Here is an 18,162-nt window from a genome sequence, read left to right as displayed (position 1 = left end):
CCCTCCTCGATCTTGAGCCTGGCCAGCTCTTCGTTCTTCCGGCGGGTGATGTCCTCTGCAACGCCGGCCATCCGAACCATGCGGCCATCGTCATCACAAACCGGAACGCTACGCGTGCTGATCCATCGCTCGCTTCCATCGGGCTGGACGAGGCGGAACTCCGTGGCAAAGCCCTCCCCGGCCAGGCCGCGCGCATACTCGGCCGCCACGCGCCCGCGGTCGTCTGGATGCACGCTCATGAGCCACTCGGCGCTGTTCTTATAAACCCCTTCACGCGGCCGTCCCCAGACCCCTTCGTAGGCCGGACTCACATAGAGGATATTGCCCTTGAGGTCGGTCAGCCAGAAGACTTCGCCGATCTGGTTGACCACCTGGCTCAGGCGCTGCTCACTCTCGCGAAGCGCCTGCTCGGTCTCCCATTGCTCGGTAATGTCACGGGCCACGCCGGCCAGGTGATAGGGCTTTCCTTCGTCGTCATTGATGACCTGCCCCGCATCGGTGATCCAGCGAATCGAACCGTCCTCTCGTACGACTCGGTAGGTCTCGCGGTACGGGGCGCCCTGAAAGAACGCATCAATGGCCGCCGCCACGCGGGGTCGGTCTTCCTCATGAATTTTTTCCATCCACAGGTCGAAACACTCCAGCGCGTCCGCGACCGCCACGCCCCAAATCCCTTCAAATGCAGGACTGACGTAGAGCACTTTTCGTGTACGGACATCGCCAAGCCAGAACACGTCCTTGACGTGGGTGACAATCTGCTTGAGTCGCTCCTCGCTGACGCGCAGCGATTCCTCCGCCTCGCGGCGCACCGTGATGTCTTCGGCAATGCCGGCCATGTGCGCGACCCGGCCGTCCTCGCCCATGATCGGATTCCCGCGGTCGTGAATCCATCGGATTCCTCCGTCAGGCAGAATGATCCGGTAGACCTCGTCGAAGGGGTTGCCCTCGATCATGCGGGCAAAGGCGTGCTCCACACGCTCGACGTCATCAGGGTCGATTGCCTCGATCCAGTCGGCGGGATTGGCCAGCAGGGATTCCAGCTTGCGCTGCCAGATGCGCTCGTACGCGCTACTGGCAAAAAGCACCCGGCCCGTGCCCGCCTCCAGGAAGTAGAAGACTTCCTGAACACGCGCGACGATTTGTTCGAGCAGCGGCTCGGTTTCCTGTCGCGCCTTCAGGGCCTCGCGCTCGGCGCTGCGCACACGCCCGCCCAGCCATGCGGTCACCCACACGGCGAACACGGCCAGGGCGCGATTGGTTGCGACCATCCAGCCATCCGCAGCAGGCGCTGAGAGGTGCCATCCGGCACCGATCAGAAGCGTTGAGATGATTGCAGTAAGGATCGAAGCGCGGGCAGAGAGAAGTCGCTGCGAGAGCAGCACCGGGAGCACATAGGGAACGCCGCCCGCAATGCCCAGCGGCAGTTGCAGGTCCAGCCAGAACAGCGCGGCAAGCAACGCCGCCACGCCACCCCGCCCGAGATGGTTCCGATTCTCCCCCAAGATACCCTGCCGCTTCCCTTGCGAGTCCCCAACAGCGAGGGGTGGCTCAAAGCGAGCCCGCATATCGAAAGGGCAAAGTGTACAACAATGAGTCAGTTGCGCAAGGGCATCCCGGACACCTACGCGACGAGTACCACCTTGCCCAGGTTCTTGCGGTCCTGGATGTAGTGGTGGGCCTTGGGGGCGTCCTCAAAGCTGAATGTGGAGTCCACGCGAGGCTTGATGGTGCCCTTCTCGTAGAGGGCCATCAGCTCGTGGAGCCAGGTGCGAATGAGCGCGCTCTCCTCCCACATGTGCCCCATGTTCACTCCGAAGACGGCCTTGTTCTCATTCATCAGGCTCACGGGATTGAACTGGACCCAGGGCATGTCCTTGAGGAAACGCAGCAGGTCGATGATCGAGCGCTTCTTGCCGTTGGCCGCCGAGCTCATGCCGAACATGCCGAGCCGCCCGGTCGGGGAGAGCGTGCGAAAGCCCTTCTTGAAGGAATCGCCGCCCACGGCGTCGAGAATGAGCTCCACGCCCCGGCCGCCGGTGATTTCCTTCGCGCGCTTTTCAAAGTCCTCGGTGCGGTAGTCGATGAGGTGATCGACGCCGATCTCGCTCAGATACTCGTGCTTGCCCTTGCTGGCAGTGCCGATGACTTTCGCGCCCACGTGCTTGGCAAGCTGGATCGCTGCGATGCCCACGCCGCCTCCGGCGCTGTGGACGAGCACAGTCTCGTCCTTCTTGAGCGAGCCCATGGCGAACATGAGCTGCCAGGCCGTCAGGTAGTTCACTGGAATGGCGGCGGCTTCCTCGATGCTCATGGAGTCGGGGATCTCCACGACCTGGATCTCGGGAACGCAGACCACATCGGAATAGCCGCCAAAGCGGGTCATACCGCCCACGCGCGTTCCAACGAGCGAGGCGTCCACGCCCTCGCCCACCTTGTCCACGGTGCCGCCCACCTCGTAGCCGGGCACGAAGGTGCTGCCGGGCGCGTCGGGGTAGAGCCCCATACGCCCCATGATGTCGGCGAAATTGACGCCGGCGGCGCCCACGCGGATGCGCACCTCGCCGGCCCCGGGCTCCGGGTCGGGAGCTTCTTTTACCTTGAGAACTTCGGGGGCGCCTGCCTTGGTGATCCAGATCTCTCGCATGGGTCTTCCTCTTCCCTGACTTGAAGTCGGGAGCTGTGATGCCGCACTTGGGGTGAAACGATTCAGGTCATCAGACCACAGGCAGGCGACCCGCGCAAAGGGTTTTCGCCGCCTAGCGGCGCACCGGTCGCATGATGACCGGCGGCCCCGAGGGGCGCGCGCCCAGCAGACGCCCGTAGTGGGCAAGCCAGACAAGCATCGCTGCCAGCACCAGCGCCGCTGCGAGCGCGTAGGCCAGGTAAGGATTGTCCGGGGCGATCAGGGCACCGAAGACGCGAACCAGCGCGCCGAGTTGCAGCAGACCCAGCGCAACCAACCCCATTCGGTCGAGCGTCGCCTTCCTGCCGGCATGTGCCTGGGCGATGCGGCTGGAGACGGCGAAGACGAAGCTTCCAAGACAGCCGAGCGTGATGAGGTGAGTGGGATTGATGGCGGTCAGGTGAAGCGCGTCCTCGAAGGGGCGAAGCGCGGCCAGCAGCAGCGAGGCCAGCAGCCAGATCCAGCCAAGGTGCATGGGCAGCAGCATCGTAACCCGCATGCCAACTTCGGGTTTCCAGCGCCGCCATTCCGCGGCGCACCAGAGAAGCCACACCGCATTGCCCGCGGCAAAGGCCCCTGCCCCGAAATTCTCCCGGAGGCCGGGGAGCACCCAGGCCAGCAGCAGAAAGACCGGCAGGAAGCTCGGCGCGGTGCTCGCGCCGCACTCGGGGCTGGCCGCCTTGGTCAGGATCGGCGTCATGAGCGATCCGAACACTGCGACCAACATGACCAGCCATCCCCAGAGCGCCGTGTGCACCGCCGCCCATGCAAGGCGCGCGGGACCGAAGTCGTAGAGGGCAAGCGTTGCCCCGCCTACCAACATGGCGAGCGAGAAAATCGCCGAGCGCGCGTCGAAGCCCGAGTTGCGAAACCGGTAGAGGCTTGCTTTGAGCGAGTAGCCGATCACGAAGGCATAGGCGCCAAGGACGCCGAGCTTGGCAGGAAGTGCCAGCGCGTCCAGGGCGAAGGTCCAGGCAAGAACGAGCAAGACCTGCGAGAGCGCGAACAGGGCGAACACGCCCCGGAGCCACTTTCGCGATGGCGGCGACATGCCGCTCTGAAGCACGTGCGCGGTGAGCGAGAAGCCGCACACGAAGCTTCCCCACAGGCCCCAGATCATGAGGTGTGCGTGCTGGTCGGCGGCCAGCAGACGCGGCACCAGCGGCGCGCCGAGCACGCCCCCCATGACGAGAAGCTGCTGGAACCAGATGCTCACGAGCACGACTCCCCAAACGTATCCGAAACCAAAGAACGGACGGTAGGGGACGTTCCAGAGTGGATGTGCCGAAGCGAAGATTGATTTCACCGGCGGGCCTGTCAGACCGGATGGGCCTCGCCCACGATCAGCTCTTCAACGATGCGGGGGCCCTCGACCTGAATGCGCCGGCAATCGGAGAGATCGAAGCCCGCTTCTTCAAAGATGGTCCAGGTATCGCGATTGAGATTGCACCCGCAAAAGACTTTCTTCCACACCGGGTTGAGCCGGTTCTGCCACTTCTCCACGCCCGGCTCGGGATGGCGCACGTGTTCGAGAAACAGGAAACTCCCGCCGGGTTTGATGAGGCGGCGAGCCTCTTTAGCCGCCGCAACGGGATCTGGAATGGTACAAAAGGTAAGGGTCGTAATGACCGTATCGAAGGACGCGTCGGGCTCGGAGATCTTCTCGGCCCCTTCCTTGAGGATGGTCACCGGGAACTTCACCTTTGCCTGGCGCGGCAGGCTCTTGCGCAGCATGCCGCCGGAGGGGTCGACACCGATCAGCTCGGTGACTGCCTCGGGCAGGTGTTCGAGGTTGAGCCCCGAACCGTGTCCGATCTCCAGCACGCGCCCCTTTGCCTTTTCCAGCGCACGCTCGCGCAGGTGGCCAAAGGGCTGCATCGCAAAATCGGCGAACCGCGAAAAGATTTCATCTTCATAAAAACCCATGACAATCTCCTCAAACACTGACGGCGCAAGCCTAGTCGCTCGGCACCTCAAAAACGAAGGGCCGGTCCCTGCGGAACCGGCCCTCCCCGTTGATCTATTCTGACTTGCCCTAGTTGCTCTCCACCAGGGCGCGGGCCAACTGATCGGCCCCTTCCTTGGTGTCCCAATCCTTGGGCGGGCGGATCTTGTCCTTAGTGGCCTCCGCGGCAAAACCGAAGTCGATGCCTGTGGTGGCCTTCGAGATCGCATTGCCCAGCCCGGCCAGCCGGCGGCCCAGCGGCGATTCAAGGCGCTCGAACATGGCGTTCGTATCACGCACCACCGGATTGCCCTGAACCTCGGGGCGCATGTAGAAACGGCGCAGGCGCTTGGCGACTTCCTTCATCTGCTTCTGCTTGGGGTCCATGAACTGCATGGGGCGGAAGAACACTTCGTTGAAGAACGGGGGACCCCAGGTGAGCACGCCGCGGAAGTCCGGGTTCATCAGCCCCTTCTTGCCATTGTCCTTGACCGGCTTGAGTTCGTGCTCGGCGCAGTATTCGGTCATGAAGAAGTCCATGGCAATGTGGCGCGACTCGTCCTGATTGATCTTTTCCACGACTGCGCGGCTCATGGGGTCGTCGACGTATTCATTGAGGCTGCGAAGCAGCGCGATGTCGAGGATGAGCTCGCCGCCCAGAATGAAGGAATTGGCAAAAGCCGGGTTGAGCGTCTCAACCGAGCGCGTGAAGTACGGGATGAAACGCAGCATCGCCTGATTGGGCGTGTAGAAGCGGTACTGGTGGACGTCGAAGTAGTCCATCAGCTTGGCCGCAGCATGGCTGTGGCGGATCTCGTCCTCGTAGAAGGTCTCGTAGATCGCCTTCAGACGCGGGTCGGTCATGCGCTTGGAGAGGGCCAGGAAGAGCGCGCCGGCCAGTCGCTCGATGTAGGACATGTTCATGTAGTAGTAGCAGACGCGGATCTCCTTCTCCTTGGAGAGTTTGACCTTGGGCTTCTGCGACCAGTCGAAGTCGTTGACGTTCCACTGACCCTTGTTGCAGCGGTCGAGCATCTTGTCGAGATCAAGTTGCATGGCGGGTGGCTCCTTGCCGAAAACTAGAAAGTTGTTCTATTCGCCCCTGACCATTCGGTCGGTGGCTCGAGTATTTTCTAACTGATAGCAGAGTCAGTTTCAAGCGGATTCTCGCAACCCACTGGAATAATACGATTATTCCGTGACGCGCCGCTGCAATTTTCGTTGAATACCATTCAGCGAAGCCGCAAGTTCCTGAATCAATTAGGATAATTTGTCACACCGCGGCACCGGCCGGAGCCCTTTCGCGCCGCGGCGGCATCAACACCCCAGCACAGGCGGGAGGGACAGCCATGAGCACACCCAGCGAAATCCTCGGCGCGCCGATCACCCTTCGGTGCGGCGCCACCATCAAGAACCGGTTCTTGAAGTCCGCGATGAGCGAGGGCATTGCCGACAACGCCCACGACCCTACCCCAAACCATGCGCGCCTCTACGGCACCTTTGCCTCGGGCGGAACCGGCGTGGTTGTCACCGGCAATGTGATGATCGACAGCCGCGCGCTCGGCGAGCCCGGCAACGTCGCTCTCGAAGACGATCACGCACTTACAAAACACAAGGCCTGGGCCAACGCCGGCACCGGCAACGGCGCGCATCTGTGGATGCAGATCAACCATCCGGGAAAGCAGCAGCCCAAGGGAATCTCGGCGCAGCAGGCCGTTGCCCCCTCCGCGATCCCGCTCGAGGGCACCGGCATGAAGAGCGCCTTCGGCGTTCCGCGCGAGCTGAGCGGCGACGAAATCGAAGAGCTCATTGCGCGCTTCGGGCGCACCGCGGGACTCGCAAAGAAGGCGGGCTTTAGCGGCGTGCAGATCCACGGCGCCCACGGTTACCTCGTGAGCCAGTTCCTCTCCCCGCGCCACAACCAGCGCACCGATGAATGGGGCGGCAGCGCGGAGAACCGCCGCCGCTTCGCACTCCAGGTCTACCAGAGCATGCGCGCGGCAGTCGGCGAGGATTTTCCCGTCTCCATCAAACTCAACTCCGCCGACTTCATGAAGGGCGGCTTTACCGATGAGGAATCCCTCGACGTGGTGGCCGAGCTCGACAAGGCGGGCATCGATCTGATCGAGATCTCGGGCGGCAGTTACGAGAGCCCCGAGATGTTTGTTTCCAAGAAGAGCACCCGCGAGCGCGAGGCCTTCTTCATGGACTTTGCCGAGAAGGCGAGAAAGCGCGTGAAAGTTCCCCTGGCACTGACCGGCGGATTCCGCACCGCCCGCGGCATGGCCCGCGCGATTCAGAGCGGCGCGGTCGATCTGGTCGGCCTTGCTCGCCCCCTGTGCGTCGACCCCGAGCTTCCCAACAAGATTCTCTCGGGGGCCGATTACGAAGCCCCCATGCGCAAGCTCAGCACCGGCATCGGCGCGCTCGACAAGATGGGAATGGTGGAGATCACCTGGTACGAGCAGCAACTTGCCCGCATGGGCCGCGGCCAGCGCCCCAGCCGGAACATGACCGTCTGGGGCGCGGCGACAAGAACCATGCTGGCCAATGGCCTCAAAGCCTTTCAGCAGCGCCGGGCGTAGTGGGTAGCGAGAGATAGCGTTCAGGCCTCTCGCAAGCCTTTGGGCATGGGGTGTTGATGCAGTCGTGAGCGTAGTCGTGGACGTGCTCGTGCTCGAATAACACTCGCTCAGCGACACATTTTACTGAGCATGGCAACGAGACGCACAACCAGCGCCTTGGCACGCTGATGTAGATCGCGCTCGATCACCTGTAGCGCAAACCCCGCATCCAGTATCGCCCCACACTCCATTGCCGAACCACGCGCAATGGCGAGAAATCGCTTGCGATCCCCGTCGGTAGGCTTCCCTCCCCCTTCGGCGATGTTCAGAGGAACTGAAAGCGCAGCCCGCCGAAGCTGGTCTGAAACAAATGAGCTTCCCCTGGGTAAATCATCGATGATCCTCGCCGAAGTTGCGACCAGTTCGATTGCAGCCTGATAAACATCAAGACGTTCGTGAGAGAGCGTGTACTCGCGGTCGCCGTCGGCCCTGCGGGTTCCCCCGCGTGGTCGTTCCTGATCCCCGTCGTCGCGTCGAGCACGAGCACGTCCACGATCACGTTCACGATTTCCTTCCACTTCCCGCCCGCGTGGCTGGCGAGGCCCCGATTGCTCACTGTGCCGTGGCTCACCTGCACCCCAGCGCCGCTCCCCGCGGTTCCCGCTTCGATTGGCTTCCCACTCTCTACTCATCTCCCCCCCCTCACCAACGGTTCCGATCCAGGCTCCGGTATTGAATCGCCTCCGAAAGATGCGCCACCGAGATCCGCTCGGCCCCTTCGAGGTCGGCGATGGTGCGTGAGACCTTGAGAATCCGGTCGAAGGCCCTGCCTGAGAGCCCCATGCGGTCGACGACCATTTCGAGCAGGCGGTGGCCCTCGGAATCGATCTCGCAAAAGCGCTCGCGCTGGGCGCTGCTCATCCGCGCATTGCAGGCAACGTGCGGACCCATCGGGCCCGCTGCAGCGGCGAAACGCTCGTGCTGAATGGCGCGCGCGGCTCCGACGCGGGCGCGGATTTCCGTGGAGCCCTCCCCCCTGCGCTCGTCAGCGAGATCCTGGTAGCGCACCCTGGGCACTTCGATCTGGATGTCGATGCGGTCCATGAGCGGGCCCGAGATGCGCGAGCGATAACGCTGCACGTTCTGCTGGGAATCGACGCACTCGTGCTGAGGATCTCCGAGGTAGCCGCACGGGCAAGGGTTCATCGCTGCGACCAACATGAAGGCGCTCGGATAGGTAAGCGTCATGCTCGCGCGCGCAATGGTGACGCGGCCGTCTTCCATGGGTTGGCGCAAGACTTCGAGGGCGTTCTTCTTGAACTCGGGGAGCTCGTCGAGAAAGAGCACACCGTTGTGTGCGAGCGAGACCTCTCCGGGGCGCGGTACGGCCCCGCCGCCGGTGAGCCCCACATCGGAGACCGTGTGGTGGGGCGAGCGAAACGGGCGCGCGCTCATCAGGCCGCGCCGCGTGCCGGCCTTGCCCGAGACCGAGTAGATCTTCGTGGTCTCGAGTGCTTCCTCGAAATCCATGTTCGGCAGGATTCCCGGCAGCCGCTTGGCGAGCATTGTCTTTCCCGAACCCGGCGGCCCGATGAGCAGCACGTTGTGCCCACCGGCGGCGGCCACTTCGAGGGCGCGTTTGGCATGTTCCTGCCCGCGCACATCGAGAAAGTCGAGCATGGGCGGAAGCGGATCTGCCTCTTCGGCGGCCGCGGCCCCCGGTTCAAAGCGCGGGAGGTCCTGGTGGCCGTTTAAAAACTCGACGAGCTGGGAGAGGCGGCGCACCGGGAGCACCTGCACGCCGTCCACAACAGCGGCCTCGCGCGCGTTGGCGGCGGGAACGATGAGGCCGTCGACTCCCATCTTGCGGGCGAGCGCCGCCACCGAAAGCACGCCGCGCACCGGTTTGACGGCGCCATCGAGTGAGAGCTCACCCAGGATGAGAAACTGCTGGAGCCGGTCCTTCGAGACCTGGCCGGTTGCCGCAAGGATCGCGATGGAGGCCGGCAGGTCGAGCGCCGTGCCTTCCTTGCGGATGTCGGCGGGCGCCAGGTTCACCGTGATCCGCCGGGGCGGAAAGTCGTAACCGGAGTTTTTGATCGCGGCGCGAATGCGCTCGCGCCCCTCCTTGACCGCCCCCTCGGGCAGACCGACCGTCGCGTAGGCCGGCAGTCCGAAGGCCAGGTCGGCCTCCACGCTCAGGCGGTAGGCGTCGATTCCCAGCACGGCGCTCGAATAGACTTTGGCCAACATGTAAACGTCCTCCAGCTTTCCCGGAGAAGTGCAGCGCAATTGGCGTGCCGCAATCGTGTTGGCACCAAGGCCCCGAAATCACTAAGAATACGAGGCGCGGCAGGCTCCGCGCCTGCCGAATGTTTCCCGAATTCGGACGCAGCGTTCGAAAGCCCGACGCGCTGGAGCAGACCCGGTCGATCAAAATGAGCCCATCCCGCCCACGAGACCTGTCCAAACGCCGCTACGTCTACCGCCTCGATGCGGCCGGGCGCTGGAGCTATGGGCGCAACCCGGTGAGCGATCCCGAACTCGCCCGTCAGTTCTTTCGCGATATCTATGCAGAGGGAGACTCGTACAAGCTCGAATGCGAAGGCGAGATCTGTACGGTGCGAGTGGACGATGCCCCCTCTTTCGTGGAGGAACTCGCCCTGCGTGCCGCTGGGGACGTTCTGGAGGAAGTGCTGCTCACGCTGGCCTCCGGCGCGCGCGAGAGGCTCGATCCCGCCACGCTCGCCACCGCCGCCGACGGGGCGCTCATCTGCACCGACTCACGCGGGCTGCGCACCAAGTTCCGGCGGGGCCCGCACCTGACGCTGGCCCGATATATCCGCGAAACAAGTGACGGACGCTACGTTCTTGCGCTAAGAAATAGAGAATATGAGATTCCGCTGAGAAGCGACGAGGCAGACCCACCCGCATGAGCCTGCAGGTTACAGAAATCTTCTATTCGATTCAGGGTGAATCGACCAACGCCGGGCGACCGTGCGTGTTCATTCGCCTGACCGGGTGCCCGCTGCGCTGCACCTGGTGCGATACCGAGTATGCGTTTCACGGCGGCAAGCAGATGACCCTGCACCAGATCCTGGGCGAAGTGCGCAGCCACGGCTGCCGACTCGTCGAAGTGACCGGTGGCGAACCGCTGGCCCAGTCCAAGTGCATCGATCTGCTGCACATCCTGCTCGACGAAGATTACGAGGTGATGCTGGAGACCAGCGGCGCGCTCTCCATCGACGAAGTACCTCACAAGGTACAGGTCATCATGGACCTCAAGTGCCCGGACTCCGGCGAAGAATCGAAGAACCGCTGGAGCAACATCGAACACCTCGACGAGAACGACGAGCTCAAGTTCGTCATTTCCTCGCGCGAGGACTTCGACTGGAGCATGCGCGCCATTTCCGAGCGCAACCTGGCCCGGCGCGTGCGCGCGATTCTGTTCTCGCCGGTGCACGGAAAGCTCGAACCCACGAAGCTCGCCGAGTGGATGAAGGAAGCGCATGCGCCCGCGCGCCTGCAGCTCCAGCTTCACAAGCAGCTCTGGCCCGACGTGGAGGCAGGCGTCTAGGCCCGTGGCAAGAGCGTCCAATAAGCGTGCGGTCGTCCTCTTCTCGGGCGGCCTGGATTCCACCGTCACCCTGGCACAGGCGCAGGCCGCGGGGCTCGAATGCCACGCGCTCACCTTTTCCTACGGCCAGCGCCACAGCGTGGAGGTCCGCCGCGCCCGCGCCGCCGGAAAGCGCATGGGTGTTGCCGGCCACGAGGTCATCCGCATCCCCTTTCCTGGGCGCGCCGCCTCGGCGCTCACCGATACGAGCAAGCGGGTTCCCAAGAACCGCTCGGTCGAGACCATGTCGGGCGAGATCCCGATCACCTACGTCCCGGCACGCAACACGCTCTTTCTGGCCTACGCGCTCTCCTGGGCCGAGAGCCTCTGCGCCTGGGAGATCTACATCGGCGCCAACGCGCTCGACTACTCGGGCTATCCCGACTGCCGCCCGGACTTTCTCAAAGCCTTCGAGAGAGTCGCGCGCCTTGGCACCCGCGCCGGCGACGCGGGCGAGCGCATCGTCATTCGCGCGCCGCTTCTAAAGCTCAGCAAGGCGCAGATCGTCCGCAAGGGCGTAAAGCTCGGCGTGGATTTCTCAAAGACGCACTCGTGCTACGACCCGGACGCAAAGGGCCGCCCCTGCGGGCGCTGCGATTCGTGCCTGCTGCGACTCAAGGGATTTGCCGAGGCGGGCGTCGAGGATCCCCTTCCCTACCGGCATCGCCCGCGCTGAGCCCGGCCGGGCCTTTGTAAACGCCCTTGCGAGCAGAGCGGGCTGGCCCCTCACCTGAATTGGCCTTTCAACTTCCATCATCTGCAAGCGCGGTCTAGATTCACCGCGGGATGGAGACGCACACACCAGAGCTTTATACCGGCAGCCAGCGTGACCGGGCGGTCCGGCGGGTTCTCTATATTGAAGCCCTGCTCAATCTGTTCGTGGCGGGCATGAAGATCTGGTATGGCTACGCCTTCCACATCCTCTCGGTGCGCGCCGACGGTTTCCACTCCCTTACCGACATGCTCAACAACGCAATCGCCCTCGCGGGCGTCTGGATCGCCAGCCACCCGCCCGATGAAGAGCACCCCTACGGACATTATAAATTCGAGCTCTTTGCCGCCGGCATCATCGGTATCTCCCTGCTGGTAGTGGCCTACGACGTGGTGACCGACGCGCTTGCCCGGTTTCACGGCAAGGTGGGCGACCTGCCCGAGGTATCGATTGCCACCTTCGGCGTGCTGGGCCTGACGCTCGCGATCAACATCTTCGTCGCCGTCTGGGAACACAGGAAGGGCCGCGAGCTTGGCAGTCAGGTGCTCATCAGCGACGCCACCCACACCAAGTCCGACGTGCTCGTTACCCTGGGCGTCATGGCGGCAGCGGTGTTCGTTGCCGCCGGTTATCAGCTCGCCGATCTCATCGCCGCCGGCGGCGTGGCGGTATTCATCGCCTACGCCGGCGTCGACATTCTGCGCAGCAACCTGCGCTACCTGGCCGATACCGCCCTCATCGATCCCGATGTCATCAAGAAGATCGTGATCGAGGTCCCCGGCGTTGCCTCGGCCCACAAGGTGCGCACGCGCGGGGTGCCGGGCTCCATTTACATGGACCTGCACATCCAGATCGCCCCGCATCTCAATGTCACGCGCGCCCACGTGCTCACCCACGATGTGATCGCGGCCATCAAGGAAAACGTCGAGGGCATCGCCGACGTGACGGTGCATACCGAGCCGGCCCACCCCCACCAGCGCTACACCCCGCTGCCCGACGAAGATCTCGAATTTCGCGAACCGGTGGGCTGAAAGTTCGCCGAACATGAGTTGCGTCACACCGGAGCGCCCGGCGTGTTGCTATAGCTGAGCACAAGAAGAGCGCGCTGCTATGGCAGAGCCCCCGCGATGTGCTACATGGGCAGTGCGTGGACGTGTGAACCCGACCGGGGGCGGCGGTGTTTACTCAGGGAGATACGGATCATGCGAATCAGATTCATTTTCATGGCGCTGGCCCTCGTGCTGGCAACCCCGATTTTGGCGCACGCCCAGGGCAGGCCCTTCAACCCGCGAACCCCGCAGGCCATGGGCATGGGCAACGTGAAGGTCGGCATCGGCGGCAGTTACAACGCCCTCTTCTACAACCCGGCAGGCCTTGGAGCCATCGAGGAAGCGGGCCAGACGACCGACAGCGACCTCTTCGGCGACAACCTCAAGGACGCGGTCTGGGAACTCCAGGCGCTCTCCATCCTCGCCGAGACCAACAGCGACACGCAGAGCTTCATCAACGACATCAAGGACGTCGATGAAACCAACGTGCAGCCCTTCCTCGACAAGCACCGCGGCGATGCGATCTACGCGCGCATCGATTCAACGAGCTACTTCACCATGAAGAAAGGCCGCTTCGGCTTCGGCGTGGCGGGCCTGTTCGACTACACGGTCGAAGCCGCGATCCAGGATGCCTTTACCGAAACCGTCTCTCCGGTCGCCGGAACCGACACCCTGCGCACCCGAAAGACCGCCGACATCGGCGGCGTGATCGGAGCCTCCTATGACGTCGTGGAGGAATGGCTTACCCTGGGCGCGAGCATAAAGGCATTCAACCGCTGGCAGACCGATGCCGTATTCGCCGACATCCCCGACGGCATCGCATCGACCACGCCCGCCGGCGCGGGCGACATGCCCGACTTCAACTTCGACGGCGATCTGGTGCTTCCCTTCGGCGATGGTTGCGCGGCCTCTTCCTCGCCCACCAATGCCGCGGGCACCGAAGGCGGATTCGCCTGCGATCACAGCTCCAGCTTCACCGTGGGCGGCGACATCGGCGCCATGGCCTACCTGCCGCTCAAGGAGATCGGCCTCGACGACTCCTTCCTCCGGGACGGGCGCATGCAACTGGGCGTCGTCATGCAGGATATCGGCCGCACGCGCCTGAGCGGCGCGTCCTTTGCCGCCCCCAATGCAAACGGCAACGACATCCCGATGAGCGTAGACGTGGGCATTGCCTACATGCAGCAGTTCGAGATCGGCCGCTTCAAGCTGGGCGCCGACTTCCGCGACCTCAACCGCGACCAGGTCAGCCTGGCCGACAAATTCAGCATCGGCGCCGAAATGGAATTCAAGGAAGTGGTCACCCTGCGCGCGGGCATGAATGAAACCGGCCTGGCCGCCGGCCTGGCCCTTCGCCTGTGGGCGGTGCGCCTGCAGGGCGGCGTCATCCAGGAAAAACCCGACCTGCCCGCCGACGGGCGCGACCTGCGCTACTACGCCTCGCTGGGGCTGGGCTGGTACAACTGAGAATTGCCCTACGATTCAACGATGAAGGGACGGCCGGTGGCCGTCCCTTTTGTTTGGCTGATTCGGGTTTTCAAGCGGCTGTTATTCTGAGGGCCGGATCGCGGCCCGACGAATCGCGTCCTCGCCCTCTCCACGCGATCCTTCGCGGCGCTCAGGATGACAGGCTTCGGGGCTGACAGCGCACAGGCTTGTGTTTACACCGCAATGACAACCTTGCCCCGCGCGTGCCCCTGCTCGACGTAACGGATCGCCTCGGGCACTTCGGCCAATGGGTAGCTCCGGTCGATGACCGGCGCGAGTTTGCCGCTCTCGATCAGATCTTTCACGAATGCAAGGTCCTGCGCGTCGGGGTGCTGGAGCAGGCTCACGACGCGCTTCTTCTTTGTGAGCGAAACGAGCGGCCCGAGTGCCAGGGATCGCAGGAACTGGGAAAAACTTCCGCCGCTCACCACGCAGGTGCCGCCGGGAACGAGCGCGCGGGCATACTCGAAGATGCCGCGCTCGCCATAGGCGACGAAGATTTTGTCAAAGCGCGCCCCGCCGCGGGCAAAATCTTCGCGCGTGTAATCGATGACCTGATCGGCGCCGAGCTCGCGCACCATTTCAACCTTTGACGTGCTGCACACGGCCGTCACTTCCGCGCCCAGCGCTTTGGCGATCTGCACCGCGAAGCTTCCCACCCCGCCCGAGGCGCCGTGGATGAGGACGCGCTCTCCGGGCGCAATGCCCCCCTCGCTGCGAAGCCCCTGCAGCGCGGTCACCGCCGCAGTGGGCACGGCCGCTGCCTGCTCAAAATTCAGTGTCGTCGGCTTCAGTACAAGCGCACTCTCGGGCGCGAGCGCAAACTCGGCAAAGGCGCCGCAGCCGCACTCGGCCAGGTCGCCGAAGACCTCGTCGCCCGGCTTGAAGGCGCGCGCCCCCTCGCCCACGGCCTCCACCACGCCCGCCACGTCCATGCCGGGCACGGCGAACTTCGGCCGCAGCATCCCGAATTCAAGCCGCACCACAAAGGGATCGGCCCGCAGGATGTGCCAGTCGCCGGCATTGACCGACGCCGCCCGCACGCGCACGAGCACCTGCCCCGCGCCGGGACTCGGCGTGGGGATGTCTTCGAGCTTCAAAACATCGGGGGAACCGTAGGTGCTACAGGTGATGGCTTTCATGGTGCTTGAGGTTCTTGGATAGGGTTCGACAAAATGAAAGGGACGCAGTCCCTCACGTCTTGATGAGCAGCGTCTTCACTTCCGTCAGCTCTTCCATGGCGGGGCGGACGCCTTCGCGGCCGGTGCCCGAGTCCTTGACGCCGCCGTAGGGATGGTTGTCCACGCGGAGCATGGGGAAGTCGCCCACGACCAAGCCGCCGACGTCGAGCTTGCGCCAGGCCTCGAAGGCCCGCGAGATGTCCTTGGTGAAGAGGCCGGCCTGCAGGCCGTAGCGCGACTCGTTGACGCGCGTGAGTGCGGCCGAGAAGTCCTCGAAGGGCTCGATCACGGCGAGCGGACCGAAGACTTCGCTGCAGCCGAGCGTGGTGTTCTCGGGCAGGTCGGTGAGCACGGTGGGCCAGAGCACGTTGCCCTCGCGCTTGCCGCCCAGCAGACGCTTGGCGCCGGCATCGATGGCCTCAGCGGTCCATTCTTCGATGCGATTCGCGGACGCTTCGTCGATGACCGGGCCGACCACGGTCTTTAAATCGGAGGGATCGCCCACCGGGAGTTTCTCCACGTGCGCCAGGAAGGCGTCGAGGAAGGCGCCGTGGACGCTCTGCTCGACGAGGATGCGCTGGGTGGAGATGCAGATCTGGCCGGCGTAGGCAAACGCCCCGATCACGCAGCGCGGGACGACCCATTCGAGATCGGCATCGGCGCACACGATGGCGGCGGCGTCGCTGCCCAGCTCGAGCACGACCTTCGCCTTGGGCGCCTTGCTCCGAAGCATCCAGCCGACCCGGTCGCTGCCCGTGAACGAGAAGGTCGCGATGCGCTCATCGGTGACGAGCTGCTCGGCCACCTCGTCCTCACAGTACAGCACGCTGAGCGCCCCTTCGGGCCAGCTCGTCTCCTCGATGATCTCGGCCAGCAGCAGCGCGGTGAGCGGGGCCTGACGCGAGGGCTTCAAAACAATCGGCGTGCCCGTCGCCATGGCGGGGGCGATCTTGTGGGCGACCAGGTTGAGCGGGAAGTTGAAGGGCGTGACCGCCGAAAGCACCCCGCGCGGGAAGCGCCCGGTAAGCGCCAGGTAGCCTTCGGTGCGCTCGGCCAGGTCGATGGGGATGACCTCGCCGCCCATGCGCTTGGCCTCCTCGGCCGCCAGGGTGAAGGTCGCCACGGCGCGGGCCACCTCGCCGCGCGAGTACTGGATGGGCTTTCCCGCCTCGGCGGTGATCATCTCGGCGAGCTCGTCGGCCCGGCGCTCGATTCCCGCGGCCGTCTCGGCGCAGGCGCGCGCCCTTGCGTGGGAGGGCATGGCGCGGGTGATCTCGAGCGCCTCATGCGCGGCGGCGATGGCGGCCTCGCAGTCGGCGGCGCCGGCCAGCGCCACCTCGCCCACGGCCTTGCCGCTGTAGGGGGAGACAATGCTCTGGTGGCTGCGCGCGCCCTTCCACCGGCCGGCGATCTTGTTGCGGTATTTCTTTGCCATGTCCGGGCAAGTCTACCCGCCGCCGCGGGCGGCGCCCAGTGAGTGGGAGCGATTTGCCCAGGAAAGGGCGCGGAGCGCCCCCTAGCAGGCCAGCGGCTTTTCGATTTCCTGGTAGTCTTTTCCGAACAGGCGCAGCATGGCGCGAAGGAGCTCGTAGTACTTGAGCGGCTTGGTGATGTAGGTCGTCGCGCCCAGCTGCAGCGCCCTCTCGCGCATGGCCGGGGCGGCCACGCTGGTAATCACAATGATCGGGGTTTCCGGGTCGCTCATCTTCTCGCGCACGTATTCAATGACGCGGATGCCGTCGACGTGGGGCATCTTGATGTCGGTGATGATGAGGTCGAAGGGAGTCGATTGCTCGGAGGCCTCGTGGAGGGCCCGGATGGCCTCGAGCCCGTCATTTACGAGGGTCAGCTTGCAGTGCACCATCTTGTTGAGCCAGTGGGAGAGCAGGTGCCGCATCACGCCGGCATCGTCGGCCACCAGTATTCGAAGCTCCTGCATACAGGCCTCTTCCTGACCCGCGGGAGATCGCCATCCCCGCGGCCAAGTGCATCGCTCCCCCTTCCCGAAAGGAAAAGCATGAAAAGTCCCGCCCGACTGCCCTTCACTAAGTAAAAGCATTGTACCAATCCCGGTCGACACAGTCAAAGATTTGACCTATATCACAAAGGACTTCGCCCTCCTTGCTCTGTACCGATCGGCAGGCCCCGAGGTTTTCACTGTACTCTTCGCTTTCTCATTGGCTGCGCTATAAAGCCCCGGACGGCGGCCGCGGCCGTCGCCTGAAGGAGTTTCCCATGCGTCGTCTCTCCCTGATCGCTCTGGTCCTCGTCCTCTTTGCTGGCGCGTGCGAGCAGCAGGCCGCTCCCGAAGCCCTGGCCCCCCAGGCGCCCGGCGCGCCGGTCACCGGCGTCATCACTTTGAGCCAGGCCGCCAGCGTCGAGCCCGGCAACGTCCTCTACATCATCGCCCGCAAGAGCGAGAGCGGCCCGCCCGCGGCGGTCAAGCGCATCGCCGATCCCCGGTTCCCGCTCGCCTTCGAGCTCGGCCCCAAGGACTCCATGGTCCCGGGCATCGAGTTCACCGGCCCGCTCTCCATCAAGGCCCGCCTCTCACGAAGCGGCGACGCCATGCCGCGCGCCGGCGACATCGAGGGCGTGTATCCCGAACCGGTCGAGCCCGGACAGAGCGGGATCGAGATCCTGCTGGCGCAGGTGCGGTAAGCGCGAAGCGCGCGCACCCTCGCGCGCTTCCCCCGCCGCCGGGGGAAGCTGCCCCGCAGGGGCTGATGGGGGCGCGAGGCAGCGCCACTCCCGACTCCGAATCGTGCACCCTTCGGCGGGCTCAGGGCAGGCGTGGACGGATTGTCTCCCGCGCGGGGAGCCCCCTCAGTCCGGCCTTGCCGGACAGCTCCCCCGGCTGCGGGGGAGCGCAATGTGGTGAAGCCTTTCGTCTTTCTCTTCTTCTCCTTTTCCGTGATTTTTTT

General features: G+C 64.4%; 17 protein-coding genes. 7 read left to right on the top strand and 10 right to left on the bottom strand.

What is annotated here, in order from left to right; all coding sequences use genetic code 11:
- The 5 genes from KDH09_11565 to KDH09_11545 all read right to left on the bottom strand — a co-directional run.
- Positions 1–1,466, bottom strand: a 1,466-nt coding sequence (locus KDH09_11565; protein MCB0220325.1) for a PAS domain-containing protein, incomplete at its 3' end; no start/stop codon positions are given.
- Between the two features lie 155 nt (positions 1,467–1,621).
- Entirely contained in the window at positions 1,622–2,644 is a 1,023-nt protein-coding gene (locus tag KDH09_11560; GenBank protein MCB0220324.1) for a zinc-binding dehydrogenase, read from the bottom strand.
- 112 nt (positions 2,645–2,756) lie between these two features.
- Entirely contained in the window at positions 2,757–3,989 is a 1,233-nt protein-coding gene (locus KDH09_11555) for an NnrS family protein (protein MCB0220323.1), read from the bottom strand.
- 11 nt (positions 3,990–4,000) lie between these two features.
- Positions 4,001–4,609 carry a class I SAM-dependent methyltransferase gene (locus KDH09_11550; protein ID MCB0220322.1) on the bottom strand — a complete coding sequence of 203 codons (609 nt, stop codon included), beginning with the start codon at positions 4,607–4,609 and terminating at the stop codon, positions 4,001–4,003.
- Positions 4,610–4,718: 109 nt separating this feature from the next.
- Positions 4,719–5,684 carry a ferritin-like domain-containing protein gene (locus KDH09_11545; GenBank protein ID MCB0220321.1) on the bottom strand — a complete coding sequence of 322 codons (966 nt, stop codon included), beginning with the start codon at positions 5,682–5,684 and terminating at the stop codon, positions 4,719–4,721.
- 293 nt (positions 5,685–5,977) lie between these two features.
- Between KDH09_11545 and KDH09_11540 the strand changes: the two genes are divergently transcribed.
- Positions 5,978–7,213: an NADH:flavin oxidoreductase/NADH oxidase family protein gene (locus KDH09_11540; GenBank protein MCB0220320.1), complete on the top strand. Its 1,236-nt coding sequence runs from the start codon at positions 5,978–5,980 to the stop codon at positions 7,211–7,213.
- A gap of 107 nt (positions 7,214–7,320) precedes the next feature.
- On the opposite strand, the gene KDH09_11535 is transcribed toward KDH09_11540, so the two are convergent.
- Both KDH09_11535 and KDH09_11530 read right to left on the bottom strand, forming a co-directional pair.
- Positions 7,321–7,884, bottom strand: a complete 564-nt coding sequence (locus KDH09_11535; GenBank protein MCB0220319.1) for a four helix bundle protein — start codon at positions 7,882–7,884, stop codon at positions 7,321–7,323.
- A 10-nt stretch (positions 7,885–7,894) separates the two neighbouring features.
- Positions 7,895–9,445 (bottom strand): YifB family Mg chelatase-like AAA ATPase, encoded by a 1,551-nt coding sequence (locus tag KDH09_11530; GenBank protein MCB0220318.1) that lies wholly within the window; start codon positions 9,443–9,445, stop codon positions 7,895–7,897.
- A 119-nt stretch (positions 9,446–9,564) separates the two neighbouring features.
- Here KDH09_11530 and KDH09_11525 point away from each other — a divergent pair, with 119 nt between their 5' ends.
- The 5 genes from KDH09_11525 to KDH09_11505 all read left to right on the top strand — a co-directional run bounded on the left by KDH09_11525 (position 9,565) and on the right by KDH09_11505 (position 14,036).
- Positions 9,565–10,128: a hypothetical protein gene (locus tag KDH09_11525; protein MCB0220317.1), complete on the top strand. Its 564-nt coding sequence runs from the start codon at positions 9,565–9,567 to the stop codon at positions 10,126–10,128.
- Positions 10,125–10,769, top strand: a complete 645-nt coding sequence (gene queE / locus KDH09_11520) for a 7-carboxy-7-deazaguanine synthase QueE (GenBank protein ID MCB0220316.1) — start codon at positions 10,125–10,127, stop codon at positions 10,767–10,769. Before KDH09_11525 ends, queE begins: the two co-directional genes overlap by 4 nt.
- On the top strand, positions 10,702–11,484 hold the full coding sequence (queC, locus tag KDH09_11515; protein ID MCB0220315.1) for a 7-cyano-7-deazaguanine synthase QueC: 783 nt from the start codon (positions 10,702–10,704) through the stop codon (positions 11,482–11,484). The genes queE and queC overlap by 68 nt, the downstream gene beginning before the upstream one ends.
- A gap of 110 nt (positions 11,485–11,594) precedes the next feature.
- Positions 11,595–12,551, top strand: coding sequence for a cation transporter (locus KDH09_11510; protein MCB0220314.1), 957 nt, complete (start codon positions 11,595–11,597; stop codon positions 12,549–12,551).
- Between the two features lie 171 nt (positions 12,552–12,722).
- Positions 12,723–14,036 (top strand): hypothetical protein, encoded by a 1,314-nt coding sequence (locus tag KDH09_11505; protein MCB0220313.1) that lies wholly within the window; start codon positions 12,723–12,725, stop codon positions 14,034–14,036.
- Between the two features lie 194 nt (positions 14,037–14,230).
- On the opposite strand, the gene KDH09_11500 is transcribed toward KDH09_11505, so the two are convergent.
- The 3 genes from KDH09_11500 to KDH09_11490 form a co-directional block, all read right to left on the bottom strand.
- Positions 14,231–15,199 carry an NAD(P)-dependent alcohol dehydrogenase gene (locus KDH09_11500; GenBank protein MCB0220312.1) on the bottom strand — a complete coding sequence of 323 codons (969 nt, stop codon included), beginning with the start codon at positions 15,197–15,199 and terminating at the stop codon, positions 14,231–14,233.
- A 52-nt stretch (positions 15,200–15,251) separates the two neighbouring features.
- Positions 15,252–16,673: an aldehyde dehydrogenase family protein gene (locus KDH09_11495; GenBank protein ID MCB0220311.1), complete on the bottom strand. Its 1,422-nt coding sequence runs from the start codon at positions 16,671–16,673 to the stop codon at positions 15,252–15,254.
- 81 nt (positions 16,674–16,754) lie between these two features.
- On the bottom strand, positions 16,755–17,177 hold the full coding sequence (locus tag KDH09_11490) for a response regulator (protein ID MCB0220310.1): 423 nt from the start codon (positions 17,175–17,177) through the stop codon (positions 16,755–16,757).
- 296 nt (positions 17,178–17,473) lie between these two features.
- Between KDH09_11490 and KDH09_11485 the strand changes: the two genes are divergently transcribed.
- Positions 17,474–17,899, top strand: coding sequence for a hypothetical protein (locus tag KDH09_11485; GenBank protein MCB0220309.1), 426 nt, complete (start codon positions 17,474–17,476; stop codon positions 17,897–17,899).
- Positions 17,900–18,162: the final 263 nt, after the last annotated feature.

Source organism: Chrysiogenia bacterium, from assembly GCA_020434085.1.
In the GTDB taxonomy this organism is placed as follows: domain Bacteria; phylum JAGRBM01; class JAGRBM01; order JAGRBM01; family JAGRBM01; genus JAGRBM01.
The sequence above is the reverse complement of the archived record's forward strand: the minus strand, read 5'-3'. Positions and strand labels throughout refer to the sequence as shown.